The organism is Mycobacterium paraintracellulare, assembly GCF_000276825.1.
GTDB classification, from domain to species: Bacteria; Actinomycetota; Actinomycetes; order Mycobacteriales; family Mycobacteriaceae; genus Mycobacterium; species Mycobacterium intracellulare.
The window spans coordinates 4,700,124-4,716,765 of record NC_016948.1; the positions used below are offsets into that span (position 1 = coordinate 4,700,124).

The 16,642-nt window shown below is 68.5% G+C and carries 17 protein-coding genes; 3 read left to right on the top strand and 14 right to left on the bottom strand.

The window, feature by feature from the left end:
- The 6 genes from mftF to mftA all read right to left on the bottom strand — a co-directional run bounded on the left by mftF (position 1) and on the right by mftA (position 5,124).
- Complete coding sequence (mftF, locus tag OCQ_RS21835; RefSeq protein ID WP_014385805.1) at positions 1-1,419, bottom strand: mycofactocin biosynthesis glycosyltransferase MftF; 1,419 nt, start codon at positions 1,417-1,419, stop codon at positions 1-3.
- On the bottom strand, positions 1,416-2,147 hold the full coding sequence (gene mftE / locus OCQ_RS21840) for a mycofactocin biosynthesis peptidyl-dipeptidase MftE (protein ID WP_014385806.1): 732 nt from the start codon (positions 2,145-2,147) through the stop codon (positions 1,416-1,418). Before mftE ends, mftF begins: the two co-directional genes overlap by 4 nt.
- Positions 2,148-2,310: 163 nt before the next feature.
- Entirely contained in the window at positions 2,311-3,498 is a 1,188-nt protein-coding gene (gene mftD / locus OCQ_RS21845) for a pre-mycofactocin synthase MftD (protein WP_009957097.1), read from the bottom strand.
- A 2-nt stretch (positions 3,499-3,500) separates the two neighbouring features.
- Entirely contained in the window at positions 3,501-4,712 is a 1,212-nt protein-coding gene (mftC, locus tag OCQ_RS21850) for a mycofactocin radical SAM maturase (protein ID WP_009957098.1), read from the bottom strand.
- Positions 4,709-5,050: a mycofactocin biosynthesis chaperone MftB gene (gene mftB, locus OCQ_RS21855; RefSeq protein WP_009957100.1), complete on the bottom strand. Its 342-nt coding sequence runs from the start codon at positions 5,048-5,050 to the stop codon at positions 4,709-4,711. The genes mftC and mftB overlap by 4 nt, the downstream gene beginning before the upstream one ends.
- Positions 5,035-5,124: a mycofactocin precursor MftA gene (gene mftA, locus OCQ_RS21860; RefSeq protein ID WP_007773607.1), complete on the bottom strand. Its 90-nt coding sequence runs from the start codon at positions 5,122-5,124 to the stop codon at positions 5,035-5,037. Before mftA ends, mftB begins: the two co-directional genes overlap by 16 nt.
- A gap of 102 nt (positions 5,125-5,226) precedes the next feature.
- On the opposite strand from mftA, the gene mftR reads away from it, so the two are divergent.
- Together mftR and OCQ_RS21870 are read left to right on the top strand one after the other, a co-directional pair.
- Positions 5,227-5,820, top strand: coding sequence for a mycofactocin system transcriptional regulator (gene mftR, locus OCQ_RS21865; protein WP_009957101.1), 594 nt, complete (start codon positions 5,227-5,229; stop codon positions 5,818-5,820).
- On the top strand, positions 5,817-6,860 hold the full coding sequence (locus tag OCQ_RS21870; protein WP_014385807.1) for a DUF2332 domain-containing protein: 1,044 nt from the start codon (positions 5,817-5,819) through the stop codon (positions 6,858-6,860). The genes mftR and OCQ_RS21870 overlap by 4 nt, the downstream gene beginning before the upstream one ends.
- Before the next feature lie 62 nt (positions 6,861-6,922).
- On the opposite strand, the gene OCQ_RS21875 is transcribed toward OCQ_RS21870, so the two are convergent.
- A complete protein-coding gene (locus OCQ_RS21875; protein ID WP_014381127.1) occupies positions 6,923-7,783 on the bottom strand; it encodes an aldo/keto reductase in 861 nt (286 codons plus the stop codon).
- 567 nt (positions 7,784-8,350) lie between these two features.
- Between OCQ_RS21875 and OCQ_RS21880 the strand changes: the two genes are divergently transcribed.
- On the top strand, positions 8,351-9,178 hold the full coding sequence (locus tag OCQ_RS21880; protein WP_014385808.1) for an inositol monophosphatase family protein: 828 nt from the start codon (positions 8,351-8,353) through the stop codon (positions 9,176-9,178).
- A gap of 7 nt (positions 9,179-9,185) precedes the next feature.
- On the opposite strand, the gene OCQ_RS21885 is transcribed toward OCQ_RS21880, so the two are convergent.
- The 7 genes from OCQ_RS21885 to fusA form a co-directional block, all read right to left on the bottom strand.
- Complete coding sequence (locus tag OCQ_RS21885) at positions 9,186-10,373, bottom strand: NAD(P)/FAD-dependent oxidoreductase (protein WP_014385809.1); 1,188 nt, start codon at positions 10,371-10,373, stop codon at positions 9,186-9,188.
- Between the two features lie 25 nt (positions 10,374-10,398).
- Positions 10,399-11,217: a mycofactocin-coupled SDR family oxidoreductase gene (locus OCQ_RS21890; protein ID WP_014385810.1), complete on the bottom strand. Its 819-nt coding sequence runs from the start codon at positions 11,215-11,217 to the stop codon at positions 10,399-10,401.
- Positions 11,218-11,308: 91 nt separating this feature from the next.
- Positions 11,309-12,157, bottom strand: coding sequence for an SHOCT domain-containing protein (locus OCQ_RS21895; RefSeq protein ID WP_041785217.1), 849 nt, complete (start codon positions 12,155-12,157; stop codon positions 11,309-11,311).
- A 91-nt stretch (positions 12,158-12,248) separates the two neighbouring features.
- Positions 12,249-12,479, bottom strand: coding sequence for a hypothetical protein (locus tag OCQ_RS27150; protein WP_237718798.1), 231 nt, complete (start codon positions 12,477-12,479; stop codon positions 12,249-12,251).
- A gap of 42 nt (positions 12,480-12,521) precedes the next feature.
- Entirely contained in the window at positions 12,522-12,989 is a 468-nt protein-coding gene (locus OCQ_RS27370) for a PE family protein (RefSeq protein WP_407937422.1), read from the bottom strand.
- A 171-nt stretch (positions 12,990-13,160) separates the two neighbouring features.
- Positions 13,161-14,351 carry an elongation factor Tu gene (gene tuf, locus OCQ_RS21905; RefSeq protein WP_008260847.1) on the bottom strand — a complete coding sequence of 397 codons (1,191 nt, stop codon included), beginning with the start codon at positions 14,349-14,351 and terminating at the stop codon, positions 13,161-13,163.
- Between the two features lie 176 nt (positions 14,352-14,527).
- On the bottom strand, positions 14,528-16,633 hold the full coding sequence (gene fusA, locus OCQ_RS21910) for an elongation factor G (RefSeq protein WP_008260848.1): 2,106 nt from the start codon (positions 16,631-16,633) through the stop codon (positions 14,528-14,530).
- Between the last annotated feature and the right edge of the window lie 9 nt (positions 16,634-16,642).

Below are 16,642 nucleotides of genomic sequence, written 5' to 3' on the forward strand. Positions count from 1 at the left end.
CTAACTGCGGATCTGGGGTTTCAGGGCGCGCACGTTGCGCTCCCGTAGCACACCCCACCACAACCCGAGGCCGTACGCCAGGTCGTCGACGCGCTTGAGCACCAGATAGGTCGGCAGCCCGATCGGTTCGACGTCGTCGCCGACGGCGTCCCGGCGGCGCAGCCAGTCGACCACCCCGTCCATGACGGCCGCGACCAGTACCACCCGCCGGAAGTGCCGCGACATGGTCGCGGCCATCAGCGCCAGCGGCCAGTAGTGCCGGCACAGCGCCGACGCCAGCTGCAGCGCCGCCGACCACAGGCCGCGGCCCGCGATCATGGCGACATCGGCCATCGACGTCTCCGCGCTGCGCATCGCCCGCGCGATGCGCCGCCCCGTCAGGACGGCCAGCACGATGGACGCCAGCCGCGACAGCGTGGACCCGAAGGCCATCAGCGTCCAGGTCATCAGCGCCCAGCCGGAGATCACCACCGGCGCCGTCTTGTCCGGGTGGCGCACCGACAGCGGGGCGGCCGAGCCGCCGTAAAACGCTTTGCGCGCGAGCCAATCCCGCAATTCGGTGCGGTGGTCGTGGGCCACCAGCGCGATCGGCTCGTAACGCAGCCGGACGCCCGACTCGATCAGCCGCCAGCACAGGTCGACGTCCTCGCCGGACTGCAATGTCTCGTCGAACCCGCCAACCTCCCGGATGGCCGAGCAGCGACAGATGATGGCCGCGCTGGGGACATACGACACCGTGCTGTGGGGCAACACCGGGGCCTCGCGCTCACCGAGGTCGAGCGAGGAGTGCACGGCCTCGTAGCGGGCCACCACGTTCTCGTTGTGCGACAGGCCGACAATGCGCGGCGCGACCAGGCCGACGGTGGGGTCGCAGAAGTGACCGAGCAGGGCCTCCAGCCAGCCCCGGCGCGGCGCGACGTCGGAATCCAGGAACGCCACGAAGTCCGTCCGGCAGGCCGCCAGCCCGGTGTTGCGGGCCGCCGCCGGGCCCTTGCTGCGGTGGTGGCGCAACACCTCGATGTCGCAGTGCGCGCCGACGAAGTCTTCGGGCTCGACGGCGTTGAACGAGCCGTCGTCGACCACGACGACGCGCAGCCCGCGCAGCGAGCTCACCAGCCGGCGCACGCCAGAAAGGTTGTTGCGCACCGGGATTACCACGGTCACGTCGTGGTGCGACGGCCCGCCGGCGGGCCTGGGATGGGCGACCGTGGCGTCCAGCAGGGTGCGGGCGAGCTGGGCGCTGAGATCGTCGCGCACCTTCAGCCGGCCGTCGCAGAGCATGTCCTGTGCCGCCGGGGCCAGCTTCAGCAGCCGGGTCGGCGAACCGCCGAGCAGCGCCGAGCCGTCGCCGAGCACCCGCACGCGGCGGTCGACCTGGACCGCGAAGCCGTCGGGCAGCCGGGGCGCCGAGGAGGTCATGTCAGCATCCCGTCGAGGCCGGGCCCCCAGCGGGCGACGCGGCGGACACACTCGTCGACCATCTCGGCGACGATGCGCTCGCCCTCGGCGGCGGTGGCGGTGGTCGGGTCGCCCAGCACGCCGACCGGGCTGACCGCCGCGACTCCCCCGCGGCGCATCGGCCCGAGCAACTCCGGCAACGGTGCGGTGTTGCCGGCGCGCCACCGGTCGGTCCGGACATCGGCTGGCGAGATATGCAGCAACACCGATGTTTCGGTATGCCCGGCGTGGGCGTCACCGCCGGGGGCCACACAGGGGCACCACCCGGCGTCGCGGCCCTCGGCGCGCAGCCTGGCCACCGCGGCGCCCAGCGCGGCGACGTTGCCGCCGTGGCCGTTGACGAAGACCAGGCGCCGGGCCCACGTGCCCGCCGACCTGCCGTACTCGACCAGCAGCAGCGTCAGCGCCTCGGTGCCGAGCGAGATCGTCCCGGCAAAGCTCTGGTGCTCGCCGCTCGCGCCGTAGGCGATGGCCGGCGCCACCAGCCACCCGTCGCCGAGGCGCGCGCGAGCGCGCCGGGCGACCGCCGTCGCGATCCGGGTGTCGGTGTCCAGCGGCAGGTGCGGCCCGTGTTGCTCGGTCGAACCCAGCGGAATCATGACCGATGCCGCCGTGCCGGACAGCTGGCTCGACGTCGCTGTTCCTAGTTCGCCGAGTACGGGCACTCGGTGATGGTAGGACGAATTCACCTGGCGTGCACCAATTGTTGAAGCTTGAAAATAACTTTTTTTCCGCGCCGTTCATCGGTCATTCGAATTGTCGGCTCGTTCGTCACGGTTACCCCGCCCGTACCACGATTTCCGTGGCCGTCAAATAATTCCGACAAAGCCGCCCTGGATAGCCCGGCTTTCGTTATCCGCCGGCCGGCGGCACGCCCAGCGCCCGGGTGAAACCGGGCGGCACCAGGATGTCGCCGGGCCCGAGGTCGTGGATCGAGGAATGTCCCAGACCCATCAGGGCCGAGTCGATGCCGCCACGCAAGATGTCGAGGACGTTCTCCACGCCCGGTTGGCCCGCCGCGGCCAGGCCCCACAGGTACGCCCGGCCGATCATCACCGCGCGCGCCCCCAGCGCCACGGCCTTCACGACGTCGCTGCCGCGCCGGATGCCGCCGTCGAGCAGCACTTCGACCTGATCCCCGACGGCCGCGGCGATCGCCGGCAGGGCGCGGATCGAGGCCGGGGTGCCGTCCAGGTTGTTGCCACCGTGGTTCGACACCGAGATCGCCGAAACCCCCGCGTCCACAGCCCTTTTGGCGTCATCGACGCGGATCACGCCCTTGAGCATGAACGGCCCGCCCCACAGTTCGCGAAGCCAGGCGATGTCTTCCCAGGTCGGCGGCGGGGTGCCCATCCACTCGCCGTAGGCCGCGAAGAACGGGGGCCCGGGCTCGCCGCGGCGGCCCTGGTTGGGCACCCGCAGCTCCGGCGGCCGCATGGTCTTCGCCCACTGCAGAAACCACCGCGGCTTGGTGATCACCTCCGGGCTCATCTTCAGGATGGTCTTGAGGTCCATCTTCTCCGGGATCGAGGGGCTGCCCCAGTCCCGGCCGTGCGAGAAGCTCCAGTCGGTGGTGACGATCAGGCCTGCCGCGCCGGCCGCCCGGGCGCGCTCGACCCGCGCCGCGATCGCGTCGCGGTCACCCAGCCAGTACAGCTGGAAGAACAACTTGGGGTTCGCCGCGATGACCTCTTCGATCGGCTTGCTGGCGAACGAGGACAGGCCCATGGCGGTGCCGCGGGCGGCGGCGGCCCGCGCGACGGCCACCTCGCCGTCGGGGTGCACGGCCTGCACGCCGGTCGGTGAGATCAGGACGGGCATCGAAATGTCCTGCCCCATAACGCTGGTCGACATGTCGCGCTTGGCCGGCGCGCCGACGACGTGGGGGGCGAAACCGAGCTCACCGAAGGCTTCGACGTTGTCGGAAACCGTGATTCCCTTTTCGCTGGCCGAAATCAGCGACGAATAGGCCGATTTCGGCAGCCGGCGCTTGGCGCGTTGCTGCGCGATGGCAACGGTTTCAAACCATTTCTCGGCCATTGTCACACCGGGCTTTCATTACACAGGCGCGCCGGCGGCGCCGCGGGCGTGACCGTCGGTGGCCGCAGCGACAGCGTGAGCGGCACCGGTTGGCGGATGCGCTTGCCGCGGGAGTGGTCGGCCCGGGGGCGCGGCGTCTCGCGGTCGTGCGCCAGCGCCGACGCGCTGTGGCCCTGAACGCATTCGGGGTCCGGCCCGTCCAGCGGCAGCCCGGTGAAGAACTTGGCCGCCATGCAGCCGCCCCGGCAGCTGTCGTAATGCCCGCAACTGCCGCAGGCGCCCGCCGACTGCGGTTCGCGCAGCTCGCGGAACAACGGGGCGTTCTTCCACACGTTGTCAAAGCCGCCGTCCGACAGCACGTTTCCGGCCAGGAAGCGGTCATGGATGGCGAACGGGCAGGCGTACACGTCGCCGACGGGGTCGATCAGGCACACGACGCGGCCCGCGCCGCACATGTTCAGGCCGGCCAGCGCGCCGGACTGACCGAGCGGGGCCAGGTGGAAGAAGGAGTCGCCGGTGAGCACCCGCTCGCCCTTGGCGACCAGCCAGTCGTACAGCTGGACCTGCTGGTCGGCGGTGGGGTGCAGCTCCTCCCAGACATCGGCGCCGCGCCCGGACGGGCGCAGCCGGGTGATCCGCAGCGTGGCGCCGTAACGGCTTGCCAGCGCGGCGAATTCGTCGAGCTGGTCGACGTTGTGCCGCGTGACGACCACGGAAATCTTGGCGTCTTTGAAGCCGGCGTCGGCCAGGTTTTCCAGCGCCCGCACCGCCATGTCGAACGACCCGGGTCCACGCACCGCGTCATTGACCTCGGCGGTGGCGCCGTCCAGCGAGATCTGGACGTCGACGTAGTCGCTGGCCGCCAACCGCGCGGCGACCTCGGGCGTGATCCGGACGCCGTTGGTGGAGAACTTGACGCCGACGTGATGGGCGGTCGCGTAGTCGACGAGCTCCCAAAAGTCCGGGCGCACAGTGGGTTCCCCACCACCGATGTTGACGTAGAACACCTGCATGCGTTCCAGCTCGTCGATGATGTCCATGCACTGACGGGTGGACAGCTCGCGCGGATCCCGCTTGCCCGACGACGACAGGCAGTGCACGCAGGCCAGGTTGCAGGCGTAGGTGAGCTCCCAGGTGAGGCAGATGGGCGCGTCGAGCCCGTGCTCGAACTGCTCGATCAGCCGCGGTACGGCCGCTTGGGTCGGTGCGGTCATTGATGGTCCTCCCGGGGCACCAGCATCTTGGAGTCGACGAGCACACCCAGCGCGTGCAGGTAAGGACCCTGCCCCGCGTCGTCGATGCCCGCCGCGCGACAAGCGGAGCGGACGTCGGGGTGCTCGGCCAGCGACTGCACCACCGTGAGGATGGTGCGGTTCTTCAAAAACGACAGCTTGCGGGTGCCGAAGTGATAGAGCAGCGCGCCGAACGGTTCCGGCCGCACCGCCACCTGCGGGTGCAGTCGCCAGCCGCGATCAGGATCGAACACGGTGTCGCCGGCGGGGCGAGCCGTTTCGGCCTGCGCGGGCGCAGGCACGGTCAGTAGACCCCGCACATGCCGTCGATGGACACCTCTTCGACCAGGGTCTCGGTGACGAGCTGGGTGTCAGTTTCGGTCTCGTGGTCCACGGGGCCTTGCCTTTCGTCGGGTCTTGACAACGATGGGGTCTGAGTCACACTCGCCGCCAGAATATGGCATCGAGTGCCGAAATGGAAGGGCGGGGTCCGAAGATGCCGCAGCCGCGGGTGGGCAGGCGCCGCTCGACCACGCCGGCCCACATCACCGACGTGGCCATCGACCTGTTCACCGCCCGCGGTTTCGCCGACGTGAGCGTCGACGACGTCGCCCACGCCGCCGGCATCTCCCGCCGCACGCTCTTTCGCTACTACGCGTCCAAGAACGCCATCCCGTGGGGCGATTTCGACACTCACCTCGCCCACCTGCGCGACCTGCTCGACAACGTGGATTCCCGGGTGCGCCTGGGCGATGCCCTGCGCGCGGCGTTGTTGGCGTTCAACACCTTTGACGAGTCCGAGACCGCCCGCCACCGCCAGCGCATGCGGGTGATCCTGCAAACCGCTGAGCTGCAGGCCTATTCGATGACGATGTACGCCGGCTGGCGCGAGGTGATCGCCGGGTTCGTGGCCCGCCGTTGCGATTGCAAGACAACCGACCTGCTGCCGCAGACCGCCGCCTGGACGATGCTGGGGGTGGCGCTGTCGGCCTACGAACACTGGCTCAGCGATGAGTCCGTCCCGCTGCCGGTCGCCCTGGGCAATGCCTTCGACGTGGTCGGCGCGGGGCTCAACGAGCTGGACACTTGAGCGTCGAGCACCTGGCGCACACGCTGCGCGCCCAGGGCAGGTTCTGCGCCTCGTCGGGCTCCGCGATGTACGGCGAGCTGTTCGAGCTGGTGGCCGCCGACGTCGAAGCCGGCGGCGTGTTCGCGGCCATCCTGTCCCGGCACCGCCACGCCCCCTCGCGCGACGCGGTGCCGCTTCGGCTGCTCGGCGGGCTGCACCGGCTGGTGCTCGACGGCCGGGCGGCGCACCTGCGCCGCTGGTACCCCAGCACCGGCGGCAGCTGGAACGCCGGGCCGGCCTGGCCTCAGATCCGCGACGCCGCGGCCGGCCACGCCGATGCGCTGCGCGCGGCGCTGGATCAACCCCCGCAGACCAACGAGGTGGGCCGATCGGCCGCACTGATCGGCGGTTTGCTGCACCTCAATCAATCCGGTTTGCCGATAAGGCTTTTCGAGATCGGGGCGAGCGCGGGGCTGAACCTGCGCGCCGATCACTACCTTTACCGGTTCGCCGGGAGCCAGTGGGGGGCGCCCGACTCGCCGGTGGCCATCGACGACGCGTGGCGCGGCGCGCTGCCGCCCGGGCGTGACGTGCGGATCGCCGAGCGGCGTGGCTACGACATCGCGCCGATCGACGTCGGCGACACCGACGGGGAGCTGACCGTGCTGAGCTACGTCTGGCCCGACCAGGCCGCGCGGCTGGCCCGGCTGCGCGGGGCCATCGAGGTGGCCCGCCGGGTCCCGGCCCGGCTCGAACGCCGGACGGCGGCCGGCGCGGTCGCCGGCCTGCGGGTGGCCGACGGCGCGCTCACCGTCCTCTGGCATTCCATCACCTGGCAATACCTGTCGGCCGACGAGCGCGACGCCGTGCGCGCCCACGTGGACGCGCTGGCCGCACGGGCCGGCGCGCGCTCACCGTTCGCCCACCTCACGATGGAGCCGGCGAGCGATGGGCCCGGCACCCCGATCAGGTTCGAGGTGTGCGCCCGCAGCTGGCCGGCCGGCCAATCGCGCGTGCTGGGCGAATGCCACCCGCACGGCCCGCCGGTGCACTGGCGGTAAAACGCATGCGGCCGAATTGCCGGACTATGCCCGGCAATTCGGCCGCATTGACGTTGCGTGTACTAGGTCCCCATGAAGGTCATCGGATCGTGCAGCACCCGGGTGCCGTCGTGCAATCCGTTGATGGCCTCCATGTGCTCGGGCTCCAAAGTGAAGTCGAACACGTCGAGGTTCTGGGCCACGCGCTCGGGCTTGGACGACCGCGAGACGACCACGTTGTCCAACTGCAGGTTCCACCGGACCAGCACCTGCGCCGGCGTGCGGCCGTACTCGGCGGCGATCGCCGTCACGGTCGGGTCCTCGAGCATCTTGCCGACGCCCAGCGGGCTGTAGGACTGCGTGGTCACGTCGTGCTGGGCGTGCGCCTGGCGCAGCTCGGCCTGGTTGAGGCGCGGGTGCAGCTCGACCTGGTTCACCGCGGGCACCTCGTCGGTCTCCTCGATGACGTTCGCCAGCAGTTCCTCGGTGAAGTTGCAGACGCCGATCGAGCGGACGTGCCCCTCGTCGCGGGCGACCTTCATGCCCTCGAAGCTCTCCACGTACTTGCCCAGCTTCGGCGCCGGCCAGTGGATCAGGTAGAGATCGAGGTAATCCAGCCCAAGACGGTCCAGGCTCTCCTTGCACGACTCCTGGGCACTCTGGAAGCCCTGCCTCGAGGTGCCCAGCTTGGTGGCGACGAACAACTCCTCACGCGGGATGCCCGACGCGGCGATCGCCCGCCCGACGGCTTCTTCGTTTCCGTACGAGGCAGCGGTGTCGATGAGGCGGCAGCCAGCCTCCAGGGCCGCGAGTACCGAGCTTTCCGTCTCCTCATCGGACAATTTGGCTACGCCCAAGCCAAGTACGGGCATCTTCGCCTCGTCGTTGAGAGCGACGGTCGGAATCACGCTGGAAGCGCTGTATATCTCATCAATCACTGTCACTTTTCAATCACCTGCCTGCCAGGTTGGGGTGTGGGGTTTCTTCGACGTAAACGATTCAGGGACAACACACCAGGCGGCTTATGCCAACCCCTTCTGGTGCGTATGGGCCCCATACATCGTTCGCTTGGAGACAATAACCGAGCCGGGCGGACGGCGCCCGGACCGAGGCGGTCGACGTCGCATTAGCAAAAAAACGCGAGCTCAGAAGTTACGTCTTTCCAGCACAATAAGATTGGCGATGGAATTTTGGCAATTTTGTGACACCGCAAACACGAGCGCCCGGTGCCCTCGACGAAGACAAACGAAACCTCAAACCGATGTGATGTGCAGCACCATCGAATTGCGTTGTGGCGCATCACCGATTTCAGCGTAATTCTCCCTGGGGCAGGCGCCCTACCGGCGAAAACACCGACAATGGTGCGTGTTTCACTCCCGGGGGAACGGACATAGCTGCGTCGTGATGCGAACGTGATATACCGTGATGCGACTGTGATGTGAAATCACCTGTCCCCTATCCTCGAGAGACGCGACCACGCGCTACCCCTGGAAGCGAGGCAAGTCTGTCGCATGAAGACAATGCAAGAGCTTTTCGAAATTGCCTGGCAAGCAACGCAAATCGGTGCCGCCACGCTCAAGAAATCACAGCCGAGCTCGGTGCAGCACAAGGGAGACCGTGACCTGGTCACCGACATCGACCTCGCGATCCAGCGTGACATCGCCGACTACCTGGCCCAAACCACACCCGAGATCCCACTGTTGGCCGAAGAGTCCGAGCAACACCCGGACATCGAAACCTCCGAGTGGCTCTGGGTGCTCGACCCCATCGACGGAACGTCGAACTTCGTCCACGGGCTGCCGTTGTGCGCCGTATCACTGGCGCTGATGCGCACCGGGCGCACCGTGGTCGCGGTCACCCACGCTCCCCTGCTCGGCAAGACCTACCACGCCATCGAGGGCAAGGGCGCTTTCCTGGGCGGCCAGCGGATCAACGCCAGCGCCGCCGACAGCCTCAGCGGGGCCATCGTGTCGCTCGGCGACTACGCCGTCGGCCACGACGCCGGCAGGCTGAACGAGCACCGGCTGGCGCTCACCGCCGAGCTGGTGCCGCGGGTCGAGCGCATCCGCATGATCGGGGCGGCGACCCTGGACCTCGCGTTCGTCGCCGAGGGCGCCCTGGACGCCTGCGTGATGATGTCCAACAAGCCCTGGGACACCGCGGCGGGGACCCTCATCGCCCGGGAAGCGGGGGCGCAGCTCACCGACGCCCAGGGCAATCCCCACACCCACAAGTCCGCGTCGACGGTCATCAGCGCGCCGGGCATCGCCGAGCAACTCGCGACGGTGATCCGCAACACCGAGAAGGCCGGCGACCGGTACGCGACCGCCGTCGGCTAGCGAAGGCTCAGCCCAGCACTTCCGAAATAGGCACGGCCGCAGCGATTTTGGCGCGCATCTTCATGACCTTGCCGGGCATCCCGCCGCCGACCACGCCGGCCAGGGCGCCGTCGCGTTCGTAGTAGGCCAGGAACTTGCGACCGTCGTCCTCGACGACGTGCACGATGTCGTCGGCCTCCGGCTCACCCAGGCACTGGATCTTGACGTCGTATTGGTCGCTCCAGAAGTAGGGAACCACCACCGCGGTGGGCACGTCCTGCCCCAGCATCGCGGGCACCACGGCGCGGGCCTGATCGGCGACATTGCTCCAATGTTCCACGCGCCCTTGGTGTCCCGTCGCGTCACGCCACGACGCGACGTCCCCGAGCGCCCACACGTTCGGCGCGCTGGTGCGCCCGGCCTCGTCGCAGATCACGCCGTTGTCGACGTCAACTCCGCTGCCCTCGAGCCATTCGGTCGCCGGGCGCGACCCGATGCCGACCACCACCACGTCGGCCGCCAACTCGGTGCCGTCGCTCAACACCACCGCCTCGACGCGCGTGTCACCGCGCACCTCCGCCACGCCGACCCCGAGCCGGACGTCGACGCCTTCGGCGCGGTGCAGCCGGGCCACCAGCTCACCGATCTGTTCGCCGAGCACCGCGGCCAGCGGAGTGGGCTGGGGCTCCACCAGCACCACGTCCACCCCCAGGCTGCGCAGGCTGGCCGCCACCTCGCAGCCGATGAAGCCGGCGCCGATGACGACGGCGCGCCGCGCCGCGGACGCGTGCTCGCGCAGCGCCAGGGACTCGTCGAACGAGCGCAGCACCCGGATGCCCTCGAGGTCGGGGATCGACGGGATGCGTCGCGGTACCAGCCCGGTGGCGATGACGAGTTCGTCGTAGCGAAGCGTCGTCCCGTCGTCGAGCGTCACCGTCTGCGCCGCGGTGTCCAGGCGTGTCGCGGCCGATCCCAGCCGCAGGGTGATGTCGTTCTCGTCGTACCACTCGCGCGGTTTGAGCGCGGTGTCGTCGACCTCTTTGCGCAGCACCTCTTTCGACAGCGGCGGGCGGTCATACGGCAGGTGGACCTCGTCGCTGACGAGCGTGATGGGCCCGGAATACTCCGATTTCCGCAGCTGCTCGGCGGTGCGGGCGGCGGCCAATCCGCCGCCGACGATCACGATTCCGTTGGTGGCGCTCGCGTCAGTACTCACGTGGAGTTCTTAGCACGGTGGCCGGTCAGTACTTTAGGGCACCCTTATCTACCGGGATCTGCGTGCCGGTCAGTGTGCCGGACCCGGCGCCGGCGAGCCACGCCACGACGTCGGCGACTTCGTCGGCCGTCATGAAGCCGTTGGGCTGCACCGGCATTGGCGGGAAGCTGTGCACGAAGCTGGGATGCCTGCCGAAGATCTCCATCATCGCTTCGGGCTCGATCATCGGGGTTTCGACCGAGTACGGATGGATCGAGTTGACCCGGATGCCGTATTCGCCGAGCTCGATCGCGAGGGTATTGGTGAGCGCGGTGAGCCCGTGCTTGCTGGCCGAGTAGTGGCCGTTGCCCGGTGTCGCCTTGAGCCCCGCCGAGGAGCTGACCACGACGATGGAACCGCCGTTGCCCGCCTCGATCATCGCGGGCACGGTGGCGCGCAGCGTGCGCCAGGTGCCGGTCAGGTTGAACCCGATGACGGCGTCCCACTGCTCGTCGGTGAGCTCCCAGACGCGGCCCCAGCTCAGCACTCCCGCGTTGGCGACCACGATGTCGAGCCGGCCGAACTGTTCCATCCCGTCGGCCACCAGCTCCCGCAGCGCGGCGTCGTCGCGGACGTCGAGGACGCGGGTCAGGATCTTGCGCCCCTGCCCCTCCACCAGGCGCGCGGTCTCGTCGAGGTCCTCGGGCGTGGCGGGCGGGTAGGTCACGCTGGCCGATGCCGGCGCGCAGATGTCGAGCGCGATGATGTCGGCGCCCTCGGCGGCCAGCCGCACCGCGTGCGATCGCCCCTGGCCGCGGGCGGCCCCGGTGATGAATGCCACCCGCCCGTGCAGTGATCCAGCCACGTGTAACCCCTTCGACCGCCGACAGACCAAGCCAGGCTAGCAGCGGAACTGAAACGTGTTCTAATTCGCCCGCAGGTGGGCGGACGAGCCCCTAGATTTCGGCGATGATCGCAGCGCGGCGGCTGTTGTATTCCTGGTCGGTGAGCGCGCCGCTCGCGTGCAGATCGTTCAGCTCCTGCAGCCGCGCGGCGATCGACGGTTCGGGCGGCGTGACGACCGCCGACGGCGCCGCGCCCGCGGACGGCGGGGCACCCGGCGCCGGTTGGGCGGCCGATGACTGCTGCTCGACGGCCCGGCGCACCACCGCCTGGATCTGGCCGCGCAGCGCCGGGTTCGACCGGATGTCGACCATCCGGTTGAGGGGAACGTTGTTGGCCTTGAGGATCTGCAGGATCTCCATCAGCGGGCCCGCCTGCCCGCTCAGGTCGTAGGTCCGGTTGTCCTCGGCCACCGTGAACTGCGCGGGCACCAGGCCGTTGACCAAAGCGCTTCGCTCCCAGTCGATCCGGTATTCGTTGGTGGTGGGGTTGACCAGGACCACCACCTTGCGGGCGTTGAGGTTGCCCAGCCGGGTGACGCTGGCGATCACGCGGTCTTCGCTGTCGAACGGCAGCAGCCCGGGCCCCGCGATGTGCAGGTGCACCTTGACGACCTGCTGGTTGTTGACCCACGTGCCCGTTTCGGTGATGCCGGTGATCTGCGCGAGCGCCAGCACGCCGCTCTGTTCGAGGGCGGCCACCTTCGCCGACGTCTTGGCGCCGTAGTTGGCCAGCGCGAGCGCGATCAGCACGTCGGCCGCGGTGATCAGCAGGCCGACGTAAAACATCCACTGCAGCAGGCTGTCGAGCCCCATGACGAAATACACGACCAGGAAAATCGGCCCCACGAGGCCTCCGCACAGCAAAACGACTAACTGTGCCTTCAGGTAGCGCGCTAACACTTGCCCCTCCTAGGCTTGCTGGGGATTTGTGTCAGATTAGCGCTCGGGGGCTCGCCGCGAACGCGATACGCGCAAACCGGTTCGGCCGCGATCAGGCCAGCGATTCGGGCGGGACGATCGGCACCCGGCGCACCGGGGGCGCCGCGGGCTGCGTCCCCGCCGGCGAGTGCGGGGCGGTGCGCGGCGATACAGGCAGCGTCGTGGCCGGGGAGGCCTGCGGCGCCACCTGCGCCGGCGGCGCGGCGGACGTGCCGGTCGGTGCCGACGCCGCGGGCGTGACGGTGCTCGCGGGCCCGGCCGGTGCGTAGGCCGGCGTCGCCACCCGCGCCGGTCCGGCGGGTGCGGTGGCCGAGGCCAGCGTCGCCTACCCCACCGGCGCCGCCGCGACCGGCGTGCCGGCCGGTGCGGGCACCGCGGCCGCCGGGGCCACCGCCGCCGCCAGGGGCCCCGCGGGCGCGGTCGGCGCGGAGGCGCTCATGGCGCCGGCCGTCATCGTCGGTACCTGCGCGGCCATCGATGCGGGCGCGGCCGCGGTCTGCAGCGGCGTCGCGTTGGCCGCCTCGGCGGCGGCATACTGCATCGCACCGCCGTTCATCAGCTGGACGAACTGGCTGTGGAAGGCGGCCGCCTGGGCGCTGAGTGCCTGATAGACCTGGGAGTGGGCGTCGAACAGGGCGGCGATGCTCGCCGACACCTCGTCGGCGCCGGGGGCGAGCACCGCCGACGTCGGCCCCATCGCCGCCGTGTTGGCGGAGGTGATCGTCGTCCCGATCCTGGCCAGGTCCGTCGCGGCAGCCGCAACGAATTCGGGAGTCGTTTGAACGAACGACATCGGCACCTCCCCGCCACGCCTCACGGTCACCGAGAACTATGCCGAAATCCTAGTGCAGGGCGCTCTGCGGCCGCATCATTTCCGCGCCGGTCCGGCGAGGCGATGCGCACAGCAGACGAAGCCCGGATTGCCGTGTGGGCAATCCGGGCTTCGACCTGACTCAGTAGCGAACTACTTGATGATCTTGACGACCCGGCCGGCGCCGACGGTGCGGCCACCCTCGCGGATCGCGAACCGCAGACCGTCGTCCATGGCGACGGGCTGGATCAGCTTCACCGAGATGTTGGTGTTGTCACCGGGCATCACCATCTCGGTGCCCTCCGGCAGCGTCACCACACCGGTCACGTCGGTGGTGCGGAAGTAGAACTGCGGACGGTAGTTGTTGAAGAACGGCGTGTGCCGGCCGCCCTCGTCCTTGGACAGGATGTAGACCTGGCCCTCGAACTCGGTGTGCGGCGTGGTGGTGCCGGGCTTGGTCACGACCTGGCCGCGCTCGACGTCCTCACGCTTGATACCACGCAGCAGCAGACCGACGTTGTCACCGGCCTGGCCCTGGTCGAGCAGCTTGCGGAACATCTCCACACCGGTGACCGTGGTCTTGGTGCTGGTCGGGCGGATGCCGACGATCTCGACTTCCTCGTTCACGTTGATCACACCGCGCTCGACACGACCGGTGACCACGGTGCCACGCCCGGTGATGGTGAAGACGTCCTCCACCGGCATCAGGAACGGCTTCTCCGTCTCGCGGACCGGGTCCGGGATCGACTCGTCGACGGCCTCCATCAGCTGCTCGACGGACTCGACCCACTTGGCGTCGCCCTCGAGCGCCTTGAGCGCGGAGACCCGCACCACCGGGGCGTCCTCGTCGAACTCCTGGGCGGCCAGCAGCTCGCGGACCTCCATCTCGACGAGCTCGAGGAGCTCCTCGTCGTCGACCATGTCGGCCTTGTTCAGGGCGACCAGGATGTAGGGCACACCGACCTGACGGGCGAGCAGCACGTGCTCACGGGTCTGCGGCATCGGGCCGTCGGTGGCGGCGACCACCAGGATCGCGCCGTCCATCTGGGCCGCACCGGTGATCATGTTCTTGATGTAGTCGGCGTGACCCGGGGCGTCGACGTGGGCGTAGTGACGCTTGTCGGTCTGGTACTCCACGTGGGAGATGTTGATGGTGATACCGCGCTGACGCTCCTCGGGCGCGTTGTCGATCTGGTCGAACGCGCGGGACTCGTTCAGGTCCGGGTACTTGTCGTGCAGAACCTTGGTGATAGCCGCGGTCAGCGTGGTCTTGCCGTGGTCAACGTGACCAATGGTCCCGATGTTGACGTGCGGCTTCGTCCGCTCGAACTTCGCCTTCGCCACTTCTGTGTCCTCCTGGACTAGTTGGTGCTTGTTAAAGCAGTGTTGGTGTTTTCAGTTGTGCCGCGCCCAAGGCATTCCAATGACCCGGCAAGATTACTCCGAGCGGACTTGAGCTTTTGGCTCGACTCCTTGCTCGTAAGCTCCGCTTACTCGCCTCTGGAATCGTGAGTCTTCGCTCACTGGCCCGTCGCCTTCGCGATGATCTCCTTTGACACGTTCGCCGGCACTTCGGCGTACGAGTCGAAGACCATGGAGTAGTTCGCCCGGCCTTGGGTCTTGGACCGCAGGTCGCCGACGTAGCCGAACATCTCCGACAGCGGCACATGCGCTTTCACGACGCGCGCACCGCTCCGCTCCTCCATGGCCTGGATCTGGCCACGGCGGGAGTTCAGGTCGCCGATCACATCGCCCATGTAGTCCTCGGGCGTGGTGACCTCGACGGCCATGATCGGTTCCAGGATCACTGGCTGCGCTTGCGCCGCAGCCTTTTTCAGCACCTGCGAACCGGCGATCTTGAAGGCCATCTCCGACGAGTCGACCTCGTGGAACGCCCCGTCGAGCAGGGTGACCTTCATGTTCACCAGCGGGTAACCGGCCAGGACACCGTACTGCATGGCGTCCTGCGCGCCCGCGTCCACCGACGGGATGTACTCACGCGGGATGCGCCCACCGGTGACCTTGTTCTCGAACTCGTAGGTCGCGCCGTCCTCGCCGGTGAACGGCTCGAGGTTGATGATGACCTTCGCGAACTGGCCGGAGCCGCCCGTCTGCTTCTTGTGGGTGAACTCGACGTTCTCCACCTTGCGGCGGATGGTCTCCTTGTAGGCCACCTGCGGCTTGCCGACGTTGGCCTCGACCTTGAACTCGCGGCGCATCCGGTCCACCAGGATGTCCAGGTGCAGCTCGCCCATCCCGCCGATCACCGTCTGGCCGGTCTCGTGGTCCAGGTGCACCTTGAAGGTCGGGTCCTCCTCGGCGAGCTTCTGGATCGACAGCGACAGCTTCTCCTGGTCGCTCTTGGTCTTGGGCTCGATGGCCACCTCGATGACCGGATCGGGGAAGGTCATCGACTCCAGCACGACCTGCTGGTTCGGGTCGCTCAGGGTGTCACCGGTGGTGGTGTCCTTGAGCCCGATCACCGCGTAGATGTGACCCGCCGAGGCGGTCTCCACCGGGTTCTCCTTGTTGGAGTGCATCTGGAACAGCTTGCCCAGCCGCTCCTTCTTGCCCTTGGTGGCGTTGATGACCTGGCTGCCGGAGTCGACCTTGCCGGAGTACACCCGGACGTAGGTCAGCTTGCCGAAGAACGGGTGCGTCGCGACCTTGAACGCGAGCGCGGAGAACGGCTCGTCGGTCGACGGCTTGCGGGTGACCTCTTCGTCCTCCTTGCCCGGCGCGTGGCCGACGGCCGGCGGCACGTCCAGCGGCGAGGGCAGGTAGTCGATCACGGCGTCCAGCATCGGCTGCACGCCCTTGTTCTTGAACGCGCTGCCGCACAGCACCAGGTAGGCCTCGGAGCTGATGGTGAGCTTGCGCAGCGCACCCTTGATCTCGTCGACCGACAGTTCCTCGCCGCCCAGGTACTTCTCCAGCAGCGCCTCGTCGGTCTCGGCGACCGCCTCGAGCAGCTTGGTGCGGTACTCCTCGGCCTTCTCGGCCAGCTCGGCCGGGATGTCGATGGTGTCGTAGGTCTCGCCCAGCTTCGTCTCGCCGCGCCACACCTTGGCGTTCATCTCGACCAGGTCGACGATGCCCTCGAAGTCACCCTCGGAGCCGACCGGCAGCTGGATCGGGATGACGTTGGCGCCGAGGCGCTCCTCCATGGTGCGCACGGAGAAGTAGAAGTCGGCCCCGATCTTGTCCATCTTGTTGACGAAGCAGATGCGCGGGACGTCGTACTTGTCGGCCTGCCGCCAGACCTGCTCGGACTGCGGCTCCACGCCCTCCTTACCGTCGAAGACGGCGACGGCGCCATCGAGGACACGCAGCGAGCGCTCGACTTCCACGGTGAAGTCGACGTGCCCGGGGGTGTCGATGATGTTGATCTGGTTGTCTTTCCAGAAGCAGGTGGTGGCCGCGGAGGTGATGGTGATCCCCCGCTCCTGCTCCTGCTCCATCCAGTCCATGGTGGCGGCGCCGTCGTGCACCTCACCGATCTTGTAGCTGATACCGGTGTAGTAGAGGATGCGCTCGGTCGTCGTCGTCTTGCCGGCGTCGATGTGCGCCATGATGCCGATGTTGCGGACCTTGGTCAGGTCGGTCAGCACGTCCTTCTGTGCCACAGAAGTCTT

Excerpts from the sequence above, each read along its gene's own strand:
- OCQ_RS27370 (WP_407937422.1), bottom strand. The coding sequence starts at position 12,989 with ATGTCGTTCGTTCAAACGACTCCCGAATTCGTTGCGGCTGCCGCGACG.
- mftC (WP_009957098.1), bottom strand. The coding sequence starts at position 4,712 with ATGACCGCACCGACCCAAGCGGCCGTACCGCGGCTGATCGAGCAGTTC.
- mftF (WP_014385805.1), bottom strand. The coding sequence starts at position 1,419 with ATGACCTCCTCGGCGCCCCGGCTGCCCGACGGCTTCGCGGTCCAGGTC.
- mftD (WP_009957097.1), bottom strand. The coding sequence starts at position 3,498 with ATGGCCGAGAAATGGTTTGAAACCGTTGCCATCGCGCAGCAACGCGCC.
- mftR (WP_009957101.1), top strand. The coding sequence starts at position 5,227 with ATGCCGCAGCCGCGGGTGGGCAGGCGCCGCTCGACCACGCCGGCCCAC.
- OCQ_RS21880 (WP_014385808.1), top strand. The coding sequence starts at position 8,351 with ATGAAGACAATGCAAGAGCTTTTCGAAATTGCCTGGCAAGCAACGCAA.